General features: G+C 71.8%; 17 protein-coding genes and 1 tRNA gene. 9 read left to right on the top strand and 9 right to left on the bottom strand.

Annotation, left to right across the window (positions count from 1 at the left end):
- Positions 1–106: 106 nt before the first annotated feature.
- Positions 107–766: a hypothetical protein gene (locus ACFVT1_RS29920; RefSeq protein ID WP_389800906.1), complete on the bottom strand. Its 660-nt coding sequence runs from the start codon at positions 764–766 to the stop codon at positions 107–109.
- Positions 767–813: 47 nt separating this feature from the next.
- Between ACFVT1_RS29920 and ACFVT1_RS29925 the strand changes: the two genes are divergently transcribed.
- Positions 814–1002 carry a DUF5703 family protein gene (locus ACFVT1_RS29925; protein WP_030918345.1) on the top strand — a complete coding sequence of 63 codons (189 nt, stop codon included), beginning with the start codon at positions 814–816 and terminating at the stop codon, positions 1000–1002.
- A 67-nt stretch (positions 1003–1069) separates the two neighbouring features.
- On the opposite strand, the gene ACFVT1_RS29930 is transcribed toward ACFVT1_RS29925, so the two are convergent.
- The 3 genes from ACFVT1_RS29930 to ACFVT1_RS29940 all read right to left on the bottom strand — a co-directional run bounded on the left by ACFVT1_RS29930 (position 1070) and on the right by ACFVT1_RS29940 (position 3702).
- Entirely contained in the window at positions 1070–1819 is a 750-nt protein-coding gene (locus ACFVT1_RS29930; protein ID WP_389800908.1) for a chaplin, read from the bottom strand.
- A 137-nt stretch (positions 1820–1956) separates the two neighbouring features.
- Complete coding sequence (locus tag ACFVT1_RS29935) at positions 1957–2190, bottom strand: chaplin (RefSeq protein ID WP_389800910.1); 234 nt, start codon at positions 2188–2190, stop codon at positions 1957–1959.
- Between the two features lie 186 nt (positions 2191–2376).
- Positions 2377–3702 (bottom strand): M20/M25/M40 family metallo-hydrolase, encoded by a 1326-nt coding sequence (locus tag ACFVT1_RS29940; RefSeq protein ID WP_389800912.1) that lies wholly within the window; start codon positions 3700–3702, stop codon positions 2377–2379.
- 179 nt (positions 3703–3881) lie between these two features.
- On the opposite strand from ACFVT1_RS29940, the gene ACFVT1_RS29945 reads away from it, so the two are divergent.
- The 5 genes from ACFVT1_RS29945 to ACFVT1_RS29965 all read left to right on the top strand — a co-directional run bounded on the left by ACFVT1_RS29945 (position 3882) and on the right by ACFVT1_RS29965 (position 10474).
- Positions 3882–3966 (top strand) — tRNA-Leu (locus tag ACFVT1_RS29945).
- 154 nt (positions 3967–4120) lie between these two features.
- Positions 4121–7018 (top strand): glycoside hydrolase family 2 TIM barrel-domain containing protein, encoded by a 2898-nt coding sequence (locus ACFVT1_RS29950; RefSeq protein WP_389800914.1) that lies wholly within the window; start codon positions 4121–4123, stop codon positions 7016–7018.
- Between the two features lie 92 nt (positions 7019–7110).
- Positions 7111–8178 (top strand): hypothetical protein, encoded by a 1068-nt coding sequence (locus ACFVT1_RS29955; RefSeq protein WP_389800916.1) that lies wholly within the window; start codon positions 7111–7113, stop codon positions 8176–8178.
- Positions 8175–9425: a hypothetical protein gene (locus ACFVT1_RS29960; protein WP_389800918.1), complete on the top strand. Its 1251-nt coding sequence runs from the start codon at positions 8175–8177 to the stop codon at positions 9423–9425. The genes ACFVT1_RS29955 and ACFVT1_RS29960 overlap by 4 nt, the downstream gene beginning before the upstream one ends.
- A 113-nt stretch (positions 9426–9538) precedes the next feature.
- A complete protein-coding gene (locus ACFVT1_RS29965; RefSeq protein WP_389800920.1) occupies positions 9539–10474 on the top strand; it encodes a pseudouridine synthase in 936 nt (311 codons plus the stop codon).
- Between the two features lie 13 nt (positions 10475–10487).
- Here the strand turns inward: ACFVT1_RS29965 and ACFVT1_RS29970 are convergent, their stop codons facing one another.
- The gene (locus tag ACFVT1_RS29970) at positions 10488–11117 is read right to left on the bottom strand and encodes an MBL fold metallo-hydrolase (protein WP_389800922.1); all 630 of its coding nucleotides are present in this window, start codon (positions 11115–11117) and stop codon (positions 10488–10490) included.
- Positions 11117–12202, bottom strand: coding sequence for an S-(hydroxymethyl)mycothiol dehydrogenase (locus tag ACFVT1_RS29975; protein WP_389800924.1), 1086 nt, complete (start codon positions 12200–12202; stop codon positions 11117–11119). The genes ACFVT1_RS29970 and ACFVT1_RS29975 overlap by 1 nt, the downstream gene beginning before the upstream one ends.
- 247 nt (positions 12203–12449) lie before the next feature.
- On the opposite strand from ACFVT1_RS29975, the gene phsA reads away from it, so the two are divergent.
- On the top strand, positions 12450–14378 hold the full coding sequence (phsA, locus tag ACFVT1_RS29980; RefSeq protein WP_389800926.1) for an O-aminophenol oxidase PhsA: 1929 nt from the start codon (positions 12450–12452) through the stop codon (positions 14376–14378).
- Between the two features lie 97 nt (positions 14379–14475).
- Here phsA and ACFVT1_RS29985 read toward each other — a convergent pair whose 3' ends face one another.
- Complete coding sequence (locus tag ACFVT1_RS29985) at positions 14476–16113, bottom strand: amidohydrolase (protein WP_389800928.1); 1638 nt, start codon at positions 16111–16113, stop codon at positions 14476–14478.
- 41 nt (positions 16114–16154) lie between these two features.
- On the bottom strand, positions 16155–17723 hold the full coding sequence (locus ACFVT1_RS29990) for an APC family permease (RefSeq protein WP_389800930.1): 1569 nt from the start codon (positions 17721–17723) through the stop codon (positions 16155–16157).
- A 51-nt stretch (positions 17724–17774) separates the two neighbouring features.
- Between ACFVT1_RS29990 and ACFVT1_RS29995 the strand changes: the two genes are divergently transcribed.
- Positions 17775–18497, top strand: coding sequence for a TetR/AcrR family transcriptional regulator (locus ACFVT1_RS29995; protein ID WP_389800932.1), 723 nt, complete (start codon positions 17775–17777; stop codon positions 18495–18497).
- Between the two features lie 53 nt (positions 18498–18550).
- On the opposite strand, the gene ACFVT1_RS30000 is transcribed toward ACFVT1_RS29995, so the two are convergent.
- Positions 18551–19252 carry an FCD domain-containing protein gene (locus ACFVT1_RS30000; RefSeq protein WP_362206254.1) on the bottom strand — a complete coding sequence of 234 codons (702 nt, stop codon included), beginning with the start codon at positions 19250–19252 and terminating at the stop codon, positions 18551–18553.
- 144 nt (positions 19253–19396) lie between these two features.
- Here ACFVT1_RS30000 and ACFVT1_RS30005 point away from each other — a divergent pair, with 144 nt between their 5' ends.
- The gene (locus tag ACFVT1_RS30005; protein WP_362206255.1) at positions 19397–19906 is read left to right on the top strand and encodes a gluconokinase; all 510 of its coding nucleotides are present in this window, start codon (positions 19397–19399) and stop codon (positions 19904–19906) included.
- The last annotated feature ends 9 nt before the right edge of the window (positions 19907–19915 follow it).

Below are 19915 nucleotides of genomic sequence, written 5' to 3' on the forward strand. Positions count from 1 at the left end.
CCGCCGCGGCGGCCGACCCGTGGGGGGGCCCGCGCCGGGGGGCGGGGCCCGCCCCCGCCCCGGGGCGGTGGCCGGGCCCCGTTCCCGCCCCCGCCCCACGGACGGGTCAGGAGCTGTCCACCACCAGGCCGGCCGGCTCCTCGTCCGTCCCGTCCTCGTCGAAGACGGCGCTGACGTCGAAGCGGCAGACCACCAGTTGCGGGTCCGCTTCGTCGAAGGGGGCGCCGAGCCACTCCCCCGCCTCGGGAAGCTCCTCGGCCGCCGTGACCCAGAGCGTGGAGTCGCCCTCCTCCAGGCCGAACTCCATGTGGCGGGAAGCGATCTCGTCCGGTTCGTACTCGCCGAAGAGCACTCCGAGTGCCGCGTGGACGCTGGAGCCGACGACCGCGGCGCTCCCGCCGCTGCGGTCGTCCGGATCGAGGTCGGCGATCCGCTGGGCCTGGGCGAGCAACCGGGGCGGCTCCACCACCGCGTAGTCGCGCCGGATGAGGACGCTGAGCGCGTTCGGTTCCTCGGGACCGGTGTACGGCGGCAGGGAGTCCTCCGCACCCGGGATCTCGAAGGGAGTGACCTCGTCGTAGCGGTCGTAGAGAAGTTCGTCGTAGAACTCGGCGGCAGCGGCCAGTGCGTTGAACGCGTCGTAGACGGCGGGATCGTCGTCCCCCGTCCGGCGTTCGACCGCCTCGAGGTGATGGTCGAGCGCGGCTTTGATCGCTTCGGCGGCGGCGCGTACCTCGGCAGCGGTGGGCTGCGCAGCATCAGACATAGTGCAGACGCTATCCGTACACGGGCTCTGCCCGCACAATAGATGCGATGCCGGAATACGAATTTGTCGATGTGTACGTGCCGCGCGGGGTGTCCCGGAAGGAGACGGCCCGTCTGCTGACCGACCATGCCGAGTACGGGCACTGGGAGTTGGACCGGCTGACGCTGCGCCGTGACGGCAGCCGCAGGGTACGGCTGCGCCGACGGATCATCCGCCAGCTGCGGGCCACCTGGTGACAAGGAGCGGGCCCCGCAGCCGCGGGGCCCGCTCACTTCACCGTGTTCGCTTCGTCGCCTCGGTCCGTTATGCGGACATCCGGGCGCGGCGGTACAGCACCGCTCCCGCACCTGCCAGCAGCAGGCCCACGCTCGCCGGGACCAGCAGGTCGAGCCCGCCCGCTCCGGTGTGTGCGAGCTCCGCGACGTTCTGTGTCACGGGCTCGTTGGGCACGGTTCGCGGACCGGGGGCCGGGGGCTTGTGCTCGGTGACCGGGGTGACCGGGGTGACCGGTGTGCCGACCGGTGGCGTGACGGCCTCCGGACCGTTTCCGCACTCGTTGCCGAAGGCCGGGTTGAGCAGTCCGCCGATGGTGATGCTGTTCCCGCAGGCGTTCACGGGGATGTCGATGGGCACCGCGATGTTGTTGCCCGAGAGCACACCGGGCGAGCCCTTCGCGATCCCCTCGGCCGTCGCCCCGCTCCCGGTGTCGCCGGCGAGGGCCCGGTGCTTGCCGTTCCCCGTCCGGGTCGCCTGGGTCAGGTCGCCGGACACCTGGCTGCCCGAGGCGTGCTTGCCCGAAGCAGCGTCGTGAGAACCGTTTCCGCAGGTGTTTCCTGTGACCGGGTTGAGCAGTCCCACGACACTCACGGAGTTGCCGCAGACGTTCACCGGTACGTCTACCGGGATCTGGACCGAATTCCCTGAAAGCACCCCCGGGGAATTCGTTGCGCCGCCGGTCGCTCCCGCGTCCGCGTGCGCGTAACCGCCGCTCAACGCGAGCACTCCGCCCGCGGCCGCCACGGTGATCAGGCCTTTGCGCGTGACCTGTCGCATAGGTTGTTTCCTGCCTTCTGCCTTCCGGAAAACCCCCGGACTTGACCGTGCGGGGGCGGATTATCCAGCGGCCCCGGAGTGCATGGTGTGCACCCGGGGCCGACCGGATTCAAACCCTTACGGGTTGACCCACAACGTCAGGCGCTGAAGCAGGTGTTGCCGAAGCTGGGGTCCAGCAGCCCGACCACGGAGATCGTGTTGCCACACACGTGGACCGGCACGTGCACGGGCACCTCGATGACGTCGCCCGAGATCACGCCGGGGCTGCCGAGAGCGGCACCCTGGGCACCGGAGTCCGCGACGGCCATGCCCGCACCGGCGAGCACCAGACCACCAGTAACAGCCGCAGCAGCGACGACCTTCTTGATCATTATTCCTCCTAGTTGGCAATGCGGTCCCAGCCGCGGACCGCATCACTTGTAACGAGGAAGAGGTAATCGGGCTACGAGCGTATGGTTCCTTTCACTCGTTCCGGTCACATACGCACACACTGGCGATTGCCGGTGCGGAGAATCGGCGGAAAAACAGCGGATCTCCGGCAGGAGAGGGCCGGAGACTCAGCAGTTGTCGATGAAACGGTCGAGCACCCGCACACCGAACTGCAGCCCGTCCACCGGCACCCGCTCGTCCACACCGTGGAACATGCCTGCGAAGTCGAGCTCCGGCGGCAGCTTCAGCGGGGCGAACCCGAAGCAGCGGATGCCGAGATCGTCGAAGGACTTGGCGTCGGTCCCGCCGGAGAGCATGTAGGGGACCGCACGCGCGATCGGGTCCTCCGCCTTCAGGGCGATCTGCATCGCGTCGACGAGCGAGCCGTCGAAACTGGTCTCCAGCGCCTTGTCCCCGTGCACGTCCTCGCGCTTCACCCGCGGGCCGAGGATCCGGTCCAGGTCGGCCAGGAACTCGTCCTCGAAGCCGGGCAGGAAGCGCCCGTCGACATGGGCGGTGGCCTGGCCGGGGATCACGTTCACCTTGTAGCCGGCGCCCAGCATGGTGGGAGCGGCGGAGTTGCGGAGCGTGGCGCCGATCATCTTGGCGATGCCGCCCAGCTTGGCGAGCGTGGCGTCCATGTCCTCCGGGTCGAGCGGGGTGCCGAGCGCGTCGGACAGCTCGTCGAGGAAGGACCGCACGGTCTTGGTCACCCGGACCGGCCACTTGTGCCGTCCGAGCCGTCCGACCGCCTCGCAGAGCTCGGTGATCGCGTTGTCGCCGTTGGTCATCGAGCCGTGGCCCGCGGTGCCGTCCACGGTGAGCCGCATCCAGTGCATGCCCTTCTCGGCGGTCTCGACGAGGTAGAGCCGCAGCTTCTCGTTCACCGTGAAGGAGAAGCCGCCGACCTCGCCGATCGCCTCGGTGACGCCCTCGAAGAGGCCGGGGTGCTTGTCGACGAGATACCGCGCGCCGTACGTGCCGCCCGCCTCCTCGTCGGCGAGGAAGGCCAGCACGATGTCGCGCGGGGGCTTGCGGCCGCTGCGCATCCGGTCGCGGACGACCGCAAGGGTCATCGCGTCCATGTCCTTCATGTCGACCGCGCCACGGCCCCACACGCAGCCGTCCGCGACCTCGCCCGAGAACGGGTGGTGCGTCCAGTCGTGCGCATTGGCCGGAACCACATCGGTGTGGCCGTGGATCAGCAGCGCGGGCCTGGACGGGTCCTCGCCCTCGATCCGCGCCACGGTGGAGGCCCGGCCCTTGTGGGACTCGAAGATCTGCGGCTCCAGCCCGACCTCGGCGAGCTTCTCCGCGACGTACTCGGCGGCGCGCCGCTCCCCCGGCCCCGAGTGGTCCCCGTAGTTGCTGGTGTCGATCCGGATCAGCTCACGACAGAGGTCCACGACCTCGTCCTCGCCCGAGACGGTCCGGGCCGTGTTGGTCTCGCTCACACTGCTTCCTTCCACTGTCGCTGTGGTGCTCCCCGTCATCCTCCCGCGCCGGGCCCGCGCGCCCAAGGCCGCCCGCCCCTCGTCATGCGCCCTTCACATCCCGGCGTGATCGAGCACCTCCGGATGTTTGCTATTGTTTTCCACGTCGGAACGGGCAGGGCCCGCGAGACAGACACCTTGTCCGGGTGGCGGAATGGCAGACGCGCTAGCTTGAGGTGCTAGTGCCCTTTATCGGGCGTGGGGGTTCAAGTCCCCCCTCGGACACAGAGCAAAATGCCGATCAGGAGCGATCCTGGTCGGCATTTTGCGTTGCACCCACACGGTCACGCCCGCGCACGGCCGGGGAGACTCTTGTTGAATCGGTTCAGTACTCGCTAACGTCCGGCGGCACGGAGGGCATTGCCGAGCGAGGAGTCCCATGAACCGCACACACGCGCCCGTCCTGCCCTGGTACGAGGACATGGCTCCCGGATCGGGTGGGCTGGAGCCGCGAGCCTGGTACGCGGGGTCGGATGCCGGGCGGCTGTCGCTGAACGGGGAGTGGCGCTTCCGGCTGTCGCCGGGCGCCGCCGCGCAGGACGAGTCGTTCGCGCGGCCCGGATTCGACGCTTCGGACTGGGGAACGGTCGCGGTTCCCGGGCACTGGGTGCTGCAGGGGGCCGGTGGGGCGCCCGCGTACACGAATGTGGCGTACCCCTTCCCCGTCGATCCGCCGCGGGTGCCGACCGAGAATCCGACCGGGGACCATCTGCGGATCTTCGACCGGCCCGCCGGGTGGGCCGGGGACAGCGAGGTCGTGCTCCGTTTCGACGGGGTGGAGTCCTGCGCCCGGGTCTGGCTCAACGGCCGGGAGCTGGGCGACTTCAAGGGGTCGCGGCTGCCGCACGAGTTCGCGGTGGGCGGGCTGTTGCGGGCCGAGGGCAATGTGCTGGCGGTACGGGTGCACCAGTGGTCGTCGGGGAGCTATCTGGAGGATCAGGACCAGTGGTGGCTGCCCGGGATCTTCCGGGACGTGACGCTGCTGGAGCGGCCGCCGGGCGCGCCCCGGGACTTCTTCGTGCATGCCGGGTACGACCATCGCGACGGATCGGGGACGCTGCGGGTGGAGTGCGACGGGGCCGAGGGGCGCGTCGTCCTGCCCGAACTGGGCGTCGATGCCGCGACGGGCAGGACCGTGACCGTGGCGGTCGAGCCGTGGACGGCCGAGACGCCCCGGCTGTACGACGGGGAGCTGTGGACGGCCGGGGAACGGATTCCGTTGCGGGTGGGGTTCCGTACCGTCGCCGTCGAGGACGGTGTCATCAGGGTCAACGGGCGGCGGGTGCTCTTCCGCGGCGTGAACCGGCACGAGTTCCATCCGGAGACCGGCCGGACCGTGGACGCGGCGACCATGCGGCGCGATCTGGTGCTGATGAAGCAGCACAACATCAACGCCGTACGGACCAGCCACTATCCCCCGCATCCGGCCTTCCTCGATCTCTGCGACGAGCTGGGGCTCTGGGTCGTCGACGAATGCGATCTGGAGACTCATGGCTTTGTCGACCTGGAGTGGCGCGACAATCCGGTGGACGACGAGCGGTGGACACCGGCGCTGCTCGACCGTGCCGCGCGGATGGTGGAGCGCGACAAGAACCATGCGTCGGTGATCATCTGGTCGCTCGGCAACGAGTGCGGGTCGGGGCGCGGGCTGACCGCGATGGCCCGGTGGGTCCGGGGCCGGGATCCGGAGCGGCTGGTGCACTACGAGGGCGATCCTTCCTGCCGGGACGTCGACCTGTATTCACGGATGTACCCGGACCACGCCGAGGTCGAGTCGATCGGCAGGCGGGCCGAAGCGCCGTTGAATGACGCGGAGTCGGACGCGCGGCGGCGCGCGATGCCGTTCGTCATGTGCGAGTACGGGCACGCGATGGGCAACGGTCCGGGCGGACTCGGGGAGTACCAGCGGCTGTTCGAGCGGTACGAGCGCTGCCAGGGCGGCTTCGTCTGGGAGTGGATCGACCACGGGCTCGTCCATCCGGAGCACGGTTTCGCCTACGGCGGGGACTTCGGCGAGGAACTGCACGACTCCAACTTCGTCTGCGACGGGCTGCTCTTCCCCGACCGCACCCCCTCCCCCGGGCTGGTCGAGTACAAGAAGGTCGTCGAGCCCGTACGGATCGAGCCGGTGGCCGGGTCGGCCGCCGGTCCGGGCGTGGTCAGGATCTCCAACGGGTACGACTTCGCGGGGCTGGAGCACCTGGACTTCGAGTGGTCGTACGAGGTGGACGGCGTACCCGCCGGATCGGGGACGCTCGATGTGCCGGAGCTCGCGCCCGGTGCGTCGGCCGAGGTGGGGCTGGAGCTGCGCGGGGAGGGGGTGTGGACCGTGCGGGCGGTGCTGGCCCGGCCCACCGCCTGGGGTGAGCGCGGCCATGTGGTGGCGTGGGGTCAGGCGGAGGCGGGTGCGGCCGTCGCCCCCGCCGCCGCGGTGGGCGAGCGACCGGAGCGCAACGGCCGGGTGATCACCCTCGGGGCCGGGGTCTTCGACGCGGCCACTGGGACGCTGGTGAGGCTGGGGGCGGTGCCGGTGGAGGGGCTGCGGCTGGATGTGTGGCGGGCGCCGACCGACAACGACAACGGCGCGGCGTGGCAGCCGGACGAGCGGTACGGGCTGCGGTGGCGGGAGTCGGGGCTGCACCGGATGCGGCACCGGATCGACGCGATCGAGGTGGGCGCGGACGCGTTGGTCGTACGGACCCGGGTGGCGCCCGCCGGGGTCGGCCCGGGGCTGCGTACCGCGTACCGGTGGACGGCCGACGGGGCGCGGCTGGGGCTGACCGTGTCCGTGGTGCCGGAGGGCGAGTGGCGGGTGCCGCTGCCCCGGCTGGGCATCCGGTTCGGGCTGCCCGCCGCGTACGGCGGGGCGCGTTGGTTCGGCGGCGGACCCGGTGAGGCGTATCCGGACACCCGGGCCGCGTCGGCGCTCGGGTGGTGGCGGATGTCCGTGGACGCGATGCAGACTCCGTACGTCCGGCCGCAGGAGAACGGCGCACGGGCCGGCGTCCGGTGGGCGGAACTGACGGACGGCGGCGGTGCGGGGGTACGGGCCGAGGGCGGCGAACCGTTCTGGTTCACCGCGCGGCGGTGGACGAGCGAGCAGCTCGATGCGGCGGAGCACGGACCGGAGTTGCGGACCGGGAAGACCGTCTGGGTCAATCTGGACCACGCCGTGCAGGGCATCGGTTCGCAGTCGTGCGGACCGGGGGTGCTGCCGGAGTACCGGCTCGACGCGATGGACGCGGAATTCTCGTTCGTGTTCTCGGCGCCGGCCTGAACCGCGGCGGCCGGCACCCGGATCCGCCCCGCGAAGCGGACGACGTAGCATCGGGCCTTTGCGCGATCTTCGTACTTCGCAAGGGGGAAGTGATGGGCGGCAGTCGCAGACGGCGGGGCGCGCTCCTCGCCGGGGCGGTCGCCGGGGCGGTGCTCGTCTCCGGCATCGGGCTGTGGGCGACGGACAGTTGGCCGTTCCGGGACAGCTACTGCTGGGGGGCGTGGGAGCAGAACAGCGGTGCGGCCTTCCTCGGTGAGGGTGGTGTCGCCAAGTCCGGCTCCGAGCGGCGCGCCACCGAGTCCGCACCGCCCTCGGCCGATCGCCGCCACGCCAGGTGCACGGTCGCGGTGACCTCGGCGGTCCCGGACGACGACTCGGACGAGCCGCTCACCTTCAAGGAGCAGGTGACGGTCGAGTACGGTCCGCTTCCCACCGGGGTCGAGGAGCACCGTGCCTGGATCGCGCGGTACTTCCACGGCTCGGCCTCCCCACTGCCCGACGGGCTCCACGGGCTGGTCGCCGGAGACCGCGCCATGCTGGTCCTGCCGGAGGCCTGCGATGTGGACGGCAGGCCGTCCGCGGTGACGATCCGGAGCGAGAGCTCCGGCGACGGCCATCTGGGCAGGGTGAACATGCCGTTCACGATCGGCAGCCGGTCCGATGTCACCCGGATGCTGCTGGATGCCGCCAACACCGGTATGCGCAAGGCCGGTTGCGCGCCGGACGAGCCTCTGCGGGCGACGTCGCCCCTCGTGACGGTCGCCGAGGGCGACGAGGCCGCCCGGAGCCCGCTGTGCCGGATACCCGGGGTGACCCTCGAATTCGGCCAGGGCTCCCGGTACCGGGAGCAGGTGGGGGTGGTCGGCGAGCGGCTCCAGACGTGTTCGGTGGTGTGGCGCGCGCTGCGGATGCCCGACGAGCCGGCGGCACAGTACGTGATGGCGGGCGAGCCGCGGCTGGCCGCGCTGTTCAAGGGCCTTCCCGAGGGCGTCGGCGAGGGGCTCGTGCGCGCCGAGTGCCACGGGCGGCAGACGGTGTTCTACGGAAACCTCCAGTCCGGGCTGAAAGGTGCGGGGCGGCCCGACGACCGGCGGGTGTTCACGCGCTTCACCGAGTCCGTGAGCAAGCGCATCGGGTGCGGGGCCGGTGGGGCCGCGTGAACGGCGAGGAGGGCGAAGAGACCAGGCCAGCGGCAGTGGACGGCGAACAGGCCCCGGTTCCGCGGGAGGAGCACGAGCGGGCCCCGGAACAGGCACCGGTGCAGGAGCGGCCGCCTCGGCCGGGTCCGCCGGCGGAGCAGCGGTCCGCCCCCGCGCGCGTCTCCGTTCCGCGTCGCCTGTTCCGCAGCCGCACCGCTCGCGCCGTCACCGCAGCCGGTCTGGCCGGTGTCCTTCTCGGCGCCGGTGCGGTGGCCTGGCGGACGGACACGCTTCCGCTGCTCGGCCCCGCCCCCTGCTGGGACTCGCTCGGCGGCACGACCGTGTCGGACCTCTTCGGCGACCGCAGGACCGAAGTCGAGGAGCAGTCCCTGCACGCCAGTCCGCGCGACCTGGAACCGTCCTACGGTCAGTGCCGCATCACCAGTTACAAGGACGGCAGCCCGCGCCGCCAGGTGACCCTGCGGGTGCACCGGCTGGACGGTCTGCGGGGCACCGACGCGCACGAGTGGCCGCGGGAGTTCCTCGCCGCCGGAATGGTGTCGCTCGGCGACGGGCTGCCGGGGATGGCCTCGCCCTCGCGCGCCTGGCTGGCACTCCCGCAGAGCTGCACCGGCCGGGACGAGTTCACCGGTCCCACCGTGGTGGACATCGGCATGGGACAGGCCGGACTCGACACCGGGTCGGAGTACGACCGGACGGATCGCGCCGCGCTGACCCGCGCGGTGGTGGAGGCGGCCAATGGCGTCATCCGTGAATTCGGCTGTTCCGGCGCCTATCGGACACCTCGCGCCCTGCCCGCCCTCGTGGAACGGCAGGACACGGGACCCGGGGCGTTCTGCGGCGTCGAGGGCCTGACCGTCCCCGCGGCGTACCGCGAGGCTCTGGGGCGGACGCGCGTCGGCGGCGAGGGCGGGCCCGCCCGGGTCTGCGAGGCGGGTGACTCCCACTCCCCCGTCGTACGGACGACCACGGTGACGGACCCGGCGCTGGCCGAGATCTTCTCCGGGAGTACGCGCAAGGCCGGTCTGCCCGTCAAGGGCTCCAAAGGGATCGGCAGGCTCGACGGATCCCGGGCCGTCTACCGGGCGAGCTGCCAGACCGGGCCCGTGATCTTCATGGTGGAGCAGCTGGATCAGCCGTCGGGCGAGGGCTTCGACCTCGCGCGTGAGCTGCTGCCGGGCTATGTCGCCGCCGAGGCCGAGCGCATCGGGTGCGGCCCGGAGAAGGTGACGCTGCCGAACGACTGAGTGCGGAGGCAGGGCCCCGGTGGGCGGGCGGAACGGGCGATACTGTGCGGACACCCCGGCAGAAGACATGAGGAGCCGCACATGCGCACCGCCGTACCGGTCGGCGCACCCCGGTGAGGGGGCGCGCGAAGCCCCCGCCGGCGCCGCTGCCGCAGCGGGACGGGATCGATCCGGTCCGGCTGCGGCTCCCCGAGGATCCGGACGGCCGGTGGGCGACGGTCCGCGATCATCTGCTGGCGCGGTTCGCCGGTGCGATCGGGGCGGCGCGGGTGGACGCCATGCTGGCCGGGGGGCGGTTCGTCTCCGTGCAGGGCCCGGTCTGCGCCGACGAGCCGTACACCGCGGGCCGGTACCTCTGGTTCCACCGGGATTTCGCACCGGAGGAACCGGTGCCGTTCCCGGTCGGTGTCGTTCACCGCGACGGGCATCTCGTCGTCGCCGACAAGCCGCACTTCCTCGCGACGACGCCGCGCGGCCGGCACGTCACCGAGACGGCCGTGGCCCGGCTGCGCCGCACGCTGGACCTGCCCGGACTGCAGCCAGCGCACCGGCTGGACCGGCTGACCGCGGGTCTCGTCCTCTTCGTCGTACGGCCCGAGGAGCGGGGCGCGTACCAGACGCTGTTCCGGGACCGCCTGGTGCGCAAGGAGTACGAGGCGGTGGCACCGTACGACCCGGATCTCGCCCTTCCGCGGACGGTCCGCAGCCGCATCGTGAAGGAGCGCGGGGTCATCGCCGCCCGCGAGGAGCCGGGCGAGCCGAACAGCGAGAGCCGGATCGAGCTCCTGGAGCACCGGGAGGGTCTCGGCCGCTACCGGCTGCTGCCCGCCACCGGGCGCACCCATCAGCTGCGGGTCCACATGAACGGCCTGGGGCTGCCGCTCGTCCACGATCCGGTCTACCCGGTGGTCCGGGCGGAAGGTGCCGTCGACGACTGGTCGCACCCGCTCCAGCTCCTGGCCCGGGTGCTGGAGTTCACCGATCCGGTCACGGGCGAACCGCGCCGCTTCGAGAGCGGGCTGCGGCTGTCCGCGTGGCCGGACCGGTGAGCAGCAGCGGTCCTCAGTGACCGCGGGCGATCCATTCGTCCAGGTGCGGGGCCTCCGCGCCGATGGTCGTGGAGTCGCCGTGCCCGGTGCGGACGGTGGTCTCCGGCGCCAGGGTGAGCAGCCGGTCCCTGATCGACGCGACGATCGTCGGGAAGTGGGAGAAGGACCGCCCGGTGGCGCCGGGGCCGCCCTGGAAGAGCGTGTCGCCGGTGAAGACGGTGGCCAGTCCCGGGGCGTGGAGGCAGACGGCGCCGGGGGCGTGGCCGGGGGTGTGCAGGACCTGGAGCGTCGTGCCGGCGATCTCCAGTTCCTGGCCGTCGGCCAGTTCGCCGTCCGGGGCGCGGTCCGGGTGGGTCTGCTTCCACAGCGGCAGGTCGTCGGGGTGCAGCAGGATCGGCGCACCGGTGGCGGCGGCGAGGGCCGGGGCCGCGTCGATGTGGTCGTTGTGCGCGTGTGTGCAGACGATGGCGCGCAGCGTGCGGCCGTTCAGCGCGGCCTCGATGGCGGCGGCGTCATGGGCGGCGTCGATGACGATCGCCTCGGTGTCGTCGCCCACGATCCAGACGTTGTTGTCGACGTCCCACTCCCCGCCGTCGAGGGCGAAGGTGCCGGACGTGACGAGGTGGTCGATGCGGGCGGCCATCAGAGGATCACCACCGAGCGCAGCACGTCGCCGTCGTGCATCCGGGCGAACGCCTGCTCGACGTCGCCGAGTCCGATGGTCTCGGTGACGAACGCGCCGAGGTCGATCCGGCCCTGCTGGTGCAGGTCGATGAGCATCGGGAAGTCGCGCGAGGGCAGGCAGTCGCCGTACCAGGAGGACTTGAGCGAGCCGCCGCGGCCGAAGACGTCGAGGAGCGGGAGCTCCAGCCGCATCTCCGGGGTGGGGACGCCGACCAGGACCACGGTGCCCGCGAGGTCGCGGGCGTAGAAGGCCTGCTCGTACGTCTCCGGGCGGCCGACCGCGTCGATGACGACGTCCGCCCCGTTGCCGCCGGTCAGGGCGCGGATCGCCTCGACCGGGTCGGTGGAGCGGGAGTTGACGGTGTGCGTGGCGCCCATCGTCTTCGCCGTCTCCAGCTTGCGGTCGTCGATGTCCACGGCGATGATCTTCGCCGCGCCGGCCAGCCGGGCGCCCGCGATCGCCGCGTCGCCGACGCCGCCGCAGCCGATCACGGCGACCGAGTCGCCGCGGCCGACCTGCCCGGTGTTGATGGCGGCACCGATGCCCGCCATCACACCGCAGCCGAGCAGCCCCGCGACGGCCGGGGAGACCTCGGGGTCGACCTTGGTGCACTGACCGGCGGCGACCAGGGTCTTCTCGGCGAACGCGCCGATGCCGAGCGCCGGCGACAGCTCCGTGCCGTCCAGCAGCGTCATCCGCTGCTTCGCGTTGTGGGTGTTGAAGCAGTACCAGGGGCGGCCGCGCAGACACGCGCGGCACTGCCCGCACACGGCACGCCAGTTGAGGACGACGAAGTCGCCGGGCGCGACGTCCGTGACGCCCTCGCCCACGGACTCCACCACGCCCGAGGCCTCATGGCCGAGCAGGAACGGGAACTCGTCGTTGATGCCGCCCTGCTTGTAGTGCAGATCGGTGTGGCAGACGCCGCACGCCTGGATCTTCACCACGGCCTCGCCGGGGCCCGGGTCCGGGATGACGATCGTCTCGACCCGTACCGGCTCGTTCTTCCCCGGTGCGATGACCCCTTGCACCTGCTGCGACATACCGTGGTCTCCCTGTTTCCGTCATGTGTGAAGATCGAACGCGAACAACCGTACGCCCCGCGAGGGTGTCACGGCGGCGCGCCGCGTTGGCGGGAACCGACTGCCGCCCACCCGGTGGGATGTACCGGTTTCGGTCAAATGGTACGGACCGCTGAACTCCACCGGGCCCCGGCGGGTCCTTTGGTGCAGAGGGACCACGGAGCCGATACCTGCGGGGGCAGGGGTTCCCTGGTCCACCGGCAGAGGAATGACGGATCACGGGGGAAGTACCTTGATCGAGATTGCCGAGATCACGGAGAAGACCAGCGAGCGGACCGGCGGACCGGGGCCGGTTCCCGCAGAGGCGGCGCTCGGGGCGCCGGTCGGCGGACTCGTGCCGTACACCGACGCGTTGCCCGTCCCGCCGGTGCTGCGTCCGCAGAGCGGCGAGGTGCTCCGCGAGACCGAGATCGCCGTGTCGCCCACCTGGGTGCGGCTGCACGCGCAGCTGCCGCCGACCCTGATGTGGGGGTACAACGGCACGGTCCCCGGGCCGACCATCGAGGTACGGCGCGGGGAGCGGATCAGGATCGCCTGGACCAACCGCGTCCCCAGGGGGAGCGAGTACCCGGTCACCGCCGTGGAGGTCGGTCCGGTGAAGCAGGGCGAGCCGGCCCCGCACAACCGGCCCGGACGCGACGGTGCCGAACCGAACCCGGACGTCGCCGCGCTGCCCGCCTGGACGGTGACCCATCTGCACGGTGCGCAGACCGGCGGCGGGAACGACGGCTGGGCGGACAACGCCGTCGGCTTCGGCGACGCGCAGTTGTCGGAGTATCCGAACGACCACCAGGCCGCCCAGTGGTGGTACCACGACCACGCCATGAACATCACCCGGTGGAACGTGTACGCGGGGCTGGTGGGCACCTATCTGATCAGGGACGACGAGGAGGACGCGCTCGGTCTGCCGTCCGGCGACCGGGAGATGCCGCTGATCCTCGCCGACCGCAACCTGGACACCGACGAGGACGGCCGGCTCAACGGGCGGCTGCTGCACAAGACGACAGTGGTCACCGAGGCGGACCCGGAGACCGGGAAGCCGGTGTCCATCCCGTTCCTCGGCCCGTACACGACGGTCAACGGCCGCATCTGGCCGCACCTCGACGTGGACGACGCGTGGTACCGCTTCCGGCTCGTCAATGCCTCCAACGCCCGGATCTACGATCTGGTGCTGGTCGACGACGGGAACAACCCGGTCCCGGGCGTGATCCGGCAGATCGGCAGCGACGGCGGGCTGCTGCCGCGCCCGGTGCCGGTCGACTTCGACGCGGCGCTGCCCCAGCTGACGATCGCCCCGGCCGAGCGGATGGATCTGCTGATCGACTTCTCTTCACTGGCCGGCCGCCGGGTCCGCCTGGTCAACCGGGGCGGGCTCGCCCCCGGGACGCCCGATCCGGCGGCGAACGTGCCGTTCCCGCAGGTGATGGAGTTCCGGGTACGGGAGACGGGGCGGCGGGACGCCTTCGAACTGCCCGAGGTGCTGTCCGGTTCCTTCCGGCGGTACGAGCACGGCCGGGTGGACCACGGGCACCGGCTCGTCGTGCTGACGAAGCCGGGCACCGTCGGGGGCGGCGGTCACCCGGAGATCTGGGAGATGGCGGAGGTCGAGGACGCCACCGGTGTCCAGGTGCCGTCGGACGGTGTCGTCCAGGTGCGGGGCGAGGACGGCACGGTGCGCACGTACCGCAGGATCGCCCGGACCTTCAACGACGGGCTCGGCTTCACGGTCGGCGAGGGCACGTACGAGCAGTGGTCGTTCCTCAATCTGGGCGGCCCGACCCATCCGATGCACATCCATCTGACGGACTTCCAGGTGATGGGCCGGGAGGCGTACACGCTCGACGGCTTCGATCCGGCGGTCGGCGGCACCCGCTCCCCCGTGGCGTTCGACCACGGCACCGAGATCCCGGCGGCGCCGAACGAGCAGGGCTGGAAGGACGTCTTCCGGGTGCCGCAGGGGCAGTTGGTGAAGGTGCTCGGGAAGTTCGACGGGGCGTACGGGCGGTTCATGTACCACTGCCACCTGCTGGAGCACGAGGACATGGGCATGATGCGGCCGTTCGTCGTGATGCCTGCCGAGGCGATGAAGTTCGACCACGGCGCCGGGCACGGCGGCCACCACGGGCACAGCGGCTGACCCGGACCGGACCGGGCCGGCCGGCCGGCCCGGCCCGGTCCATCGGCTCGGTCGGCGGCCTCGGCGGGACCGTTCCGCGCAGGCCGCCTCGTGCCCCTCACGCCTCGTGGACCCGCCTGCCCTCCACGTACGTCTGGAGGACGCGGGTCCCGCCGATCTCCTCCGGCGGACCCGCGTACGGATCGCGGTCCAGGACCACCAGGTCGGCGAGGGCCCCGGGGCGGATGCTTCCGGTGTCGTCCAGATGGTTCACGTAGGCGGAGCCCGCCGTGTACGCGGCGATGGCGGCGGTCAGGGAGATCCGCTGCTCCGGAAGGAAGGCCGGCCCCGCGCTCCCCGGGGTGACCCGGTTGACCGCGGTGTGGATGCCGTGCAGCGGATCGGCGCTGCTGACCGGCCAGTCGCTGCCCGCCGCGACGGTCGCGCCGGAGCGCAGCAGCGCGCCGAACGGGTATTGCAGTGCGGCGCGTTCGGCGCCGAGGAAGGGGATGGTCAGCTCGTCCATCTGAGGTTCGTGGGCGGCCCAGAGCGGCTGGATGTTGGCCGTGGCGCCGAGTTCGCGGAACCGGGGGATGTCGTCGGGGTGGACGATCTGGAGGTGGGCGAGGTGGGGCCGGGTGTCGGTGCGGCCGTTGGCGGCGCGGGCGGCCTCGACGGCGTCGAGCGCCTCGCGCACCGCCCGGTCGCCGAGCGCGTGGAAGTGGGCCTGGAAGCCGAGGGCGTCCAGCTCGGTGACGTGGCGGCGCAGCTCGACGGGGTCGACGAAGCTGGTGCCGCGGTTGGCGGTGGCGCAGCCGCAGTTGTCGAGGTAGGGGGCGAGGAGGGCGGCGGTGCCGGTTTCGGCGACGCCGTCCTGCATGATCTTCACGGAGCCGGCCCGGAAGCGTCCGACGTTCAACTCATCGCGCCTGGCGACGAGTTCGGGGATCTGCTCGGCGCCGCGCTCGCGGTCCCACCAGAGGGCGCCGACGACCCGCGCGGTCAGCGAGCCGTCCCGGGCGGCGCTCAGATAGGCGTCGGCCGGGTCGTCCATGGCGCCGAAGCCACCGATGATGGCGTCCTGCCAGGCGGTGATTCCGTAGGAGTGGAGCAGTCGTTGGGCGCGCAGCAGGGCGGCCAGCCGGTCGGCCGGGGTGGAGCGCGGGGCGTGGCGGGCGACCAGGTCCATGGCGCCCTCCTGGAGGAGGCCGGTGGGCTCGCCCCGCTCGTCGCGTTCGATGCGGCCGTCCGCCGGGTCGGGGGTGTCCCGGGTGATGCCGGCGAGTGTCAGGGCGCGGGTGTTGGCCCAGGCGCCGTGGTGGTCGCGGTTGACCAGGCAGGCGGGGCGGTCGGGTACGGCGGTGTCGAGCTGCTCCCTGGTGGGGGCGCCACCGTCGAAGGCGTCCAGGGACCAGCCGCCACCGGTGATCCACTGGCGGTCGGGGTGGCTGTCGGCGTAGGCGCGGACGGCGGCGACGGTGTCCGCCGCGGTGTGGCTGCCGGTGAGGTCGCACTGGGCGAGTTCCAGGCCGGCCGTGACCGGGTGGACGTGGGCGTCCTGGAAGCCGGGGACGAGGAGCCGGCCGGCGAGGTCGACCACTTCGGTCCTCGGGCCGGCCAGTTCGCGCACCTCGTCGTGGCCGACCGCGGTGATGCGGCCGCCGGTGACGGCGACGGTGGTGGCGCGGCTGCCGGCCGCGTCCATGGTGAGGACGGGGCCGCCGGTGAGGACGAGGTCGGCGGGGGCGCGGTGCATGGCGGTTCCGTTTCCTTGAGGGTGCGGTGTGCGGTGTGCGGTCACGCCGGGCCGGGGGCGCGCCCGGCTCCGCCGATGGGGTCCGGGGCGACGGAGATCCCCGTGACGAAGTACGGCGATTTCCTCGCCCACTTGGCCCAGGCCGCCGCGCCGACTCCGGACAGCAGCATGACGGCCGGGCAGAAGAGCATGAACCAGCCGTTGTCGGGGCTGATCTCGAAGTGGTCGGCGGAGAGGTAGAAGGTCCAGCAGAGGTAGCCGCCGAGGCCCAGCAGGACGACGGCGCTCACCACGGGGAGCACCACGGCGCGCAGCGCCTCGGACGGGCTCTCGCGCAGTGCGCCGCGGAAGCGGGCGGCGGCGGCCAGCGCGGTGAGCGCGTAGTAGAGCGCGACGACGACACCGATCGCGTTGACGGAGGCCAGGACGAGGTCGCCGACCTTCGGGATGAGGAGGGAGGCGACGGCGATGGCGGCGGCGACACAGCCGACCGCGACGGTTCCGGCCGCCGGTGTCCCGTAGCGCGGGCTGACCCTGGTCCAGAACGGGCCGAGCGTGCGGTCGCGGCCCATCGCGAACATGCCGCGCACAGTGGGGATCACGCCGGACTGGAGGGAGGCGACGGCCGAGAAGGTGAGGGCGACCAGGGGCAGTGCGGCGAGCGGCTGATCCGCGAGCCGGTCGCCGAGGTAGGTGAGCCCCTGGGCGCCGTGGCCGGTCAACTCATTGAGGGTGAGCACGCGTTGGAAGGCGAAGGAGCCGAGCAGAAAGAGGCCGAGCATGGTGAACAGGGTGATGAGGCCGGCCCGGGAGGCGTCCTCGGGGTCGCGTATCTCCTCGGTGACGCTGAAGGTGGATTCGAACCCCCAGTAGCAGAAGACGGAGAGCAGCAGCCCCTGGGCGAGCTGCTGCCCGGACGGGATGGTGAACGGGTTGATCCAGTCGAGGCTGAAGGGGTGCGGTCCGGCGAACAGTCCGTAGCCGCAGAAGCCGAGCAGGACGGCGTACTCGAAGACCAGGAGGTACTTCTGCAGAGTGGCGGCGGACCGGGTTCCGGTGATCGCGGTGAGGGTGACGGCGATCAGCACGACGATGCCCAGGGCCGTCGACTGGGCGGTGGAATCCGGGTCGAGCGGGAGTCCCGCGAGGGTGTGCAGGCCCGCCTCGCCCGCGAGCTGGAGCAGGGCGGAGCCCGTGACGGTCGTGGTGTAGGCGAGGAAGACGATGGTGGAGACGATGCCGATCCAGCCGACGAGGAAGCCGAGCCAGGGGCTGAGGGAGCGGCCGACCCAGACGTAGCCGCTGCCCATGTTGGGTTCGACCCTGTTGAGCCGGGAGTAGGCGCCCGCGATGCCCAGGACGGGCAGGAACGCGAGCAGCATGATGATCGGCAGGTGCAGACCGACGGCGCCCGCGGTGACGCCGAGCCCGATCCCGATGCTGCTGGTGGCGGCGGTGGACGAGGCCGCGATGGCGAATCCGTCGAGGACGCCGAGGCTCTTCCTCAGGGTCGCGTGCGCCGGTGGATCACTGCCGTCGGGGGTACGTGGGGCCGTCACGGGCTCTCCTTCGCCGAGGGGCGCTGTCGTCAGGCCCCGGTGGCGGCACATCGAACTCTCCGACGGGTTCACACGTCAACGCCGTTGTCATAAGGTGCCGCCATGAGCGCGAGCGAGCGGGTGGTGCCGGAGGGCGCGCGGCGCCGCAGGCGGCCCACCAAACAGGGCACGGTGCTGTCCGAGCAGCTGATCGTGGAGACGGCGCTGCGGCTGATCGGTGAGCACGGGGCGGCGGCGCTCACCGTGCGCCGGCTCGGCGCGGCCCTCGGCTGCGATCCGAGCGCGCTCTACCGGTACTTCCGGGACACGGACGAACTACTGCTCGCGGTGGCCGACGAGTTGATCGGCCGTACGCTGCGCACCTGGCGGCCAACGGGTGACTGGCGGGCCGACCTGCGCGCCCTCGGCCTGCGGATGCACGCGGACTATCTGGCACACCCCCAGGCGGCGACGCTGGCCTGTACGCGGGTGACCGGCCGCACGCATGAGATCCGGTCGGTGGAGGCGATCCTCGGGGTGTTGCGCGGCGCGGGGTTCCCGGACGCCGAGGCGGTGCGGATCTACCACGTCTTCGTCGACCAGACGTTGTCCTTCGCGGCGCTCGACGCGTCCACGCTGGTGCTGTCGGAGCACGCCCGTGTGCAGGAGGTGCGGACCTGGCCGGAGACGTACGCCCGGCTTCCCGCCGAGACCCATCCGAACATCGCGGCGACCGCGGGGGTACTGGTCGCGGAGATGGACCGCAGCGGGTATCCGGCGGCTCTGGAGATGATGCTGGCCGCGGCCGCGGCGCGGCTCCAGCACCTCCGCGCGCCGATGCCGTAGCGACGGACCTCGCGGCGTGGTCGCGTACGCCCGGCGGCGCCGGGGTGCGGGCCTCAGGGCGCGAGCACGTCCAGCTCGTGCAGGGCGCCCACCGCGATCTCCTTCGTCAGCCGTTCCGCCGCCACCGCGTCGCCCTCGCGCACCGCTTCGGCGAGCCGTACGTGGAGGGTGACCGCGGCCGGGTCCGGGTCCTCGAACATGACCTGGTGGTGGGTGCGGCCGGCCAGGACCTCGGCGACCACATCGCCGAGCCGGGCGAACATCTCGTTGCCGGAGGCGTTGAGCACGATCCGGTGGAACGCGATGTCGTGCTCCAGATAGCCCTCCAGTTGCTGGCCGCGCGAGGTGGCGACCATGCCGAGCGCGCACTCGGTGAGGGCCGCGCACTGCTCCGGGGTGGCGTTGCGGGCGGCCAGGCCGGCCGCGACCGGCTCGATCGCCGAGCGCAGCACGGTCAGGGAGCGCAGCTGGCGCGGGCGGTCCGCGCCGGCCAGCCGCCACCGGATGACCTGCGGATCGTAGACATTCCACGCCTCGGTCGGCCGCACGGTCACGCCGACCCTGCGGCGGGACTCGACCAGGTGCATGGATTCGAGGACGCGGACCACTTCGCGTACGACCGTGCGCGAGACGTCGAAGCGCTGGGCCAGCTCGTCGGTGCGCAGCACGTGTCCGGGCCGGTGCTCCCCCGCGGCGATCTCCAGACCCAGGGTGTCCAGCACATGTGTATGCAGCCCGGGGCCCTGTGTGGTCATGAGCACAGCCTACGGGGCAGCCCTGAGGAACAAAAAGTACGACGTTTATGTCACAGCATCTTGAATAAGTCGTACGTATGGGTTTCAGTAGCGCGACGGACCGATGTCGAGGAAGACGTCGAAGTAGACAGCGAGGCACCACCAATGAGCACCCCCCACGTCGTCGTGGTGATGGGCGTCGCAGGGACCGGCAAGACCACGATCGGCCCCCTGCTCGCCGCCGCTCTCGGCGTTCCGTACGCCGAGGGCGACGACTTCCATCCCGCGGCGAACATCGCCAAGATGTCGGCCGGCGTCCCGCTGGACGACTCCGACCGGTGGCCCTGGCTCGATGCGATCGGCCAGTGGGCGCACGGCCGGGCGGGGCTCGGCGGGGTGGTGAGCAGCTCTGCTCTCAAGCGCGTCTACCGGGACCGGCTGCGGGCCGAGGCCCCCGGTGCGGTCTTCCTCCACCTGACCGGCGACCGGAGCCTGATCGAGCAGCGCATGGCGGAGCGCAAGGGCCATTTCATGCCCACCGCCCTGCTCGACTCGCAGTTCGCCACCCTGCAGCCGCTGCAGGAGGACGAGGCCGGCGTCTCGGTCGATGTGTCCGGCACCCCTGAAGAAATCACCCAGCGAGCCGTCGCCGCGTTGCGCCGGCTCGACATCTAAGGATCACCA

The organism is Streptomyces sp. NPDC057963 (genome assembly GCF_042887155.1).
Lineage (GTDB): Bacteria > Actinomycetota > Actinomycetes > Streptomycetales > Streptomycetaceae > Streptomyces.

What these genes read in the sequence shown, in the direction of transcription:
- ACFVT1_RS29920 (WP_389800906.1), bottom strand. Translation starts at nt 766, where the DNA reads ATGTCTGATGCTGCGCAGCCCACCGCTGCCGAGGTACGCGCCGCCGCC.
- ACFVT1_RS29925 (WP_030918345.1), top strand. Translation starts at nt 814, where the DNA reads ATGCCGGAATACGAATTTGTCGATGTGTACGTGCCGCGCGGGGTGTCC.
- ACFVT1_RS29930 (WP_389800908.1), bottom strand. Translation starts at nt 1,819, where the DNA reads ATGCGACAGGTCACGCGCAAAGGCCTGATCACCGTGGCGGCCGCGGGC.
- ACFVT1_RS29935 (WP_389800910.1), bottom strand. Translation starts at nt 2,190, where the DNA reads ATGATCAAGAAGGTCGTCGCTGCTGCGGCTGTTACTGGTGGTCTGGTG.
- ACFVT1_RS29950 (WP_389800914.1), top strand. Translation starts at nt 4,121, where the DNA reads ATGAACCGCACACACGCGCCCGTCCTGCCCTGGTACGAGGACATGGCT.
- ACFVT1_RS29955 (WP_389800916.1), top strand. Translation starts at nt 7,111, where the DNA reads ATGGGCGGCAGTCGCAGACGGCGGGGCGCGCTCCTCGCCGGGGCGGTC.
- ACFVT1_RS29970 (WP_389800922.1), bottom strand. Translation starts at nt 11,117, where the DNA reads ATGGCCGCCCGCATCGACCACCTCGTCACGTCCGGCACCTTCGCCCTC.
- ACFVT1_RS29975 (WP_389800924.1), bottom strand. Translation starts at nt 12,202, where the DNA reads ATGTCGCAGCAGGTGCAAGGGGTCATCGCACCGGGGAAGAACGAGCCG.
- phsA (WP_389800926.1), top strand. Translation starts at nt 12,450, where the DNA reads ATGACGGATCACGGGGGAAGTACCTTGATCGAGATTGCCGAGATCACG.
- ACFVT1_RS29985 (WP_389800928.1), bottom strand. Translation starts at nt 16,113, where the DNA reads ATGCACCGCGCCCCCGCCGACCTCGTCCTCACCGGCGGCCCCGTCCTC.
- ACFVT1_RS29990 (WP_389800930.1), bottom strand. Translation starts at nt 17,723, where the DNA reads ATGTGCCGCCACCGGGGCCTGACGACAGCGCCCCTCGGCGAAGGAGAG.
- ACFVT1_RS29995 (WP_389800932.1), top strand. Translation starts at nt 17,775, where the DNA reads ATGAGCGCGAGCGAGCGGGTGGTGCCGGAGGGCGCGCGGCGCCGCAGG.
- ACFVT1_RS30000 (WP_362206254.1), bottom strand. Translation starts at nt 19,252, where the DNA reads ATGACCACACAGGGCCCCGGGCTGCATACACATGTGCTGGACACCCTG.
- ACFVT1_RS30005 (WP_362206255.1), top strand. Translation starts at nt 19,397, where the DNA reads ATGAGCACCCCCCACGTCGTCGTGGTGATGGGCGTCGCAGGGACCGGC.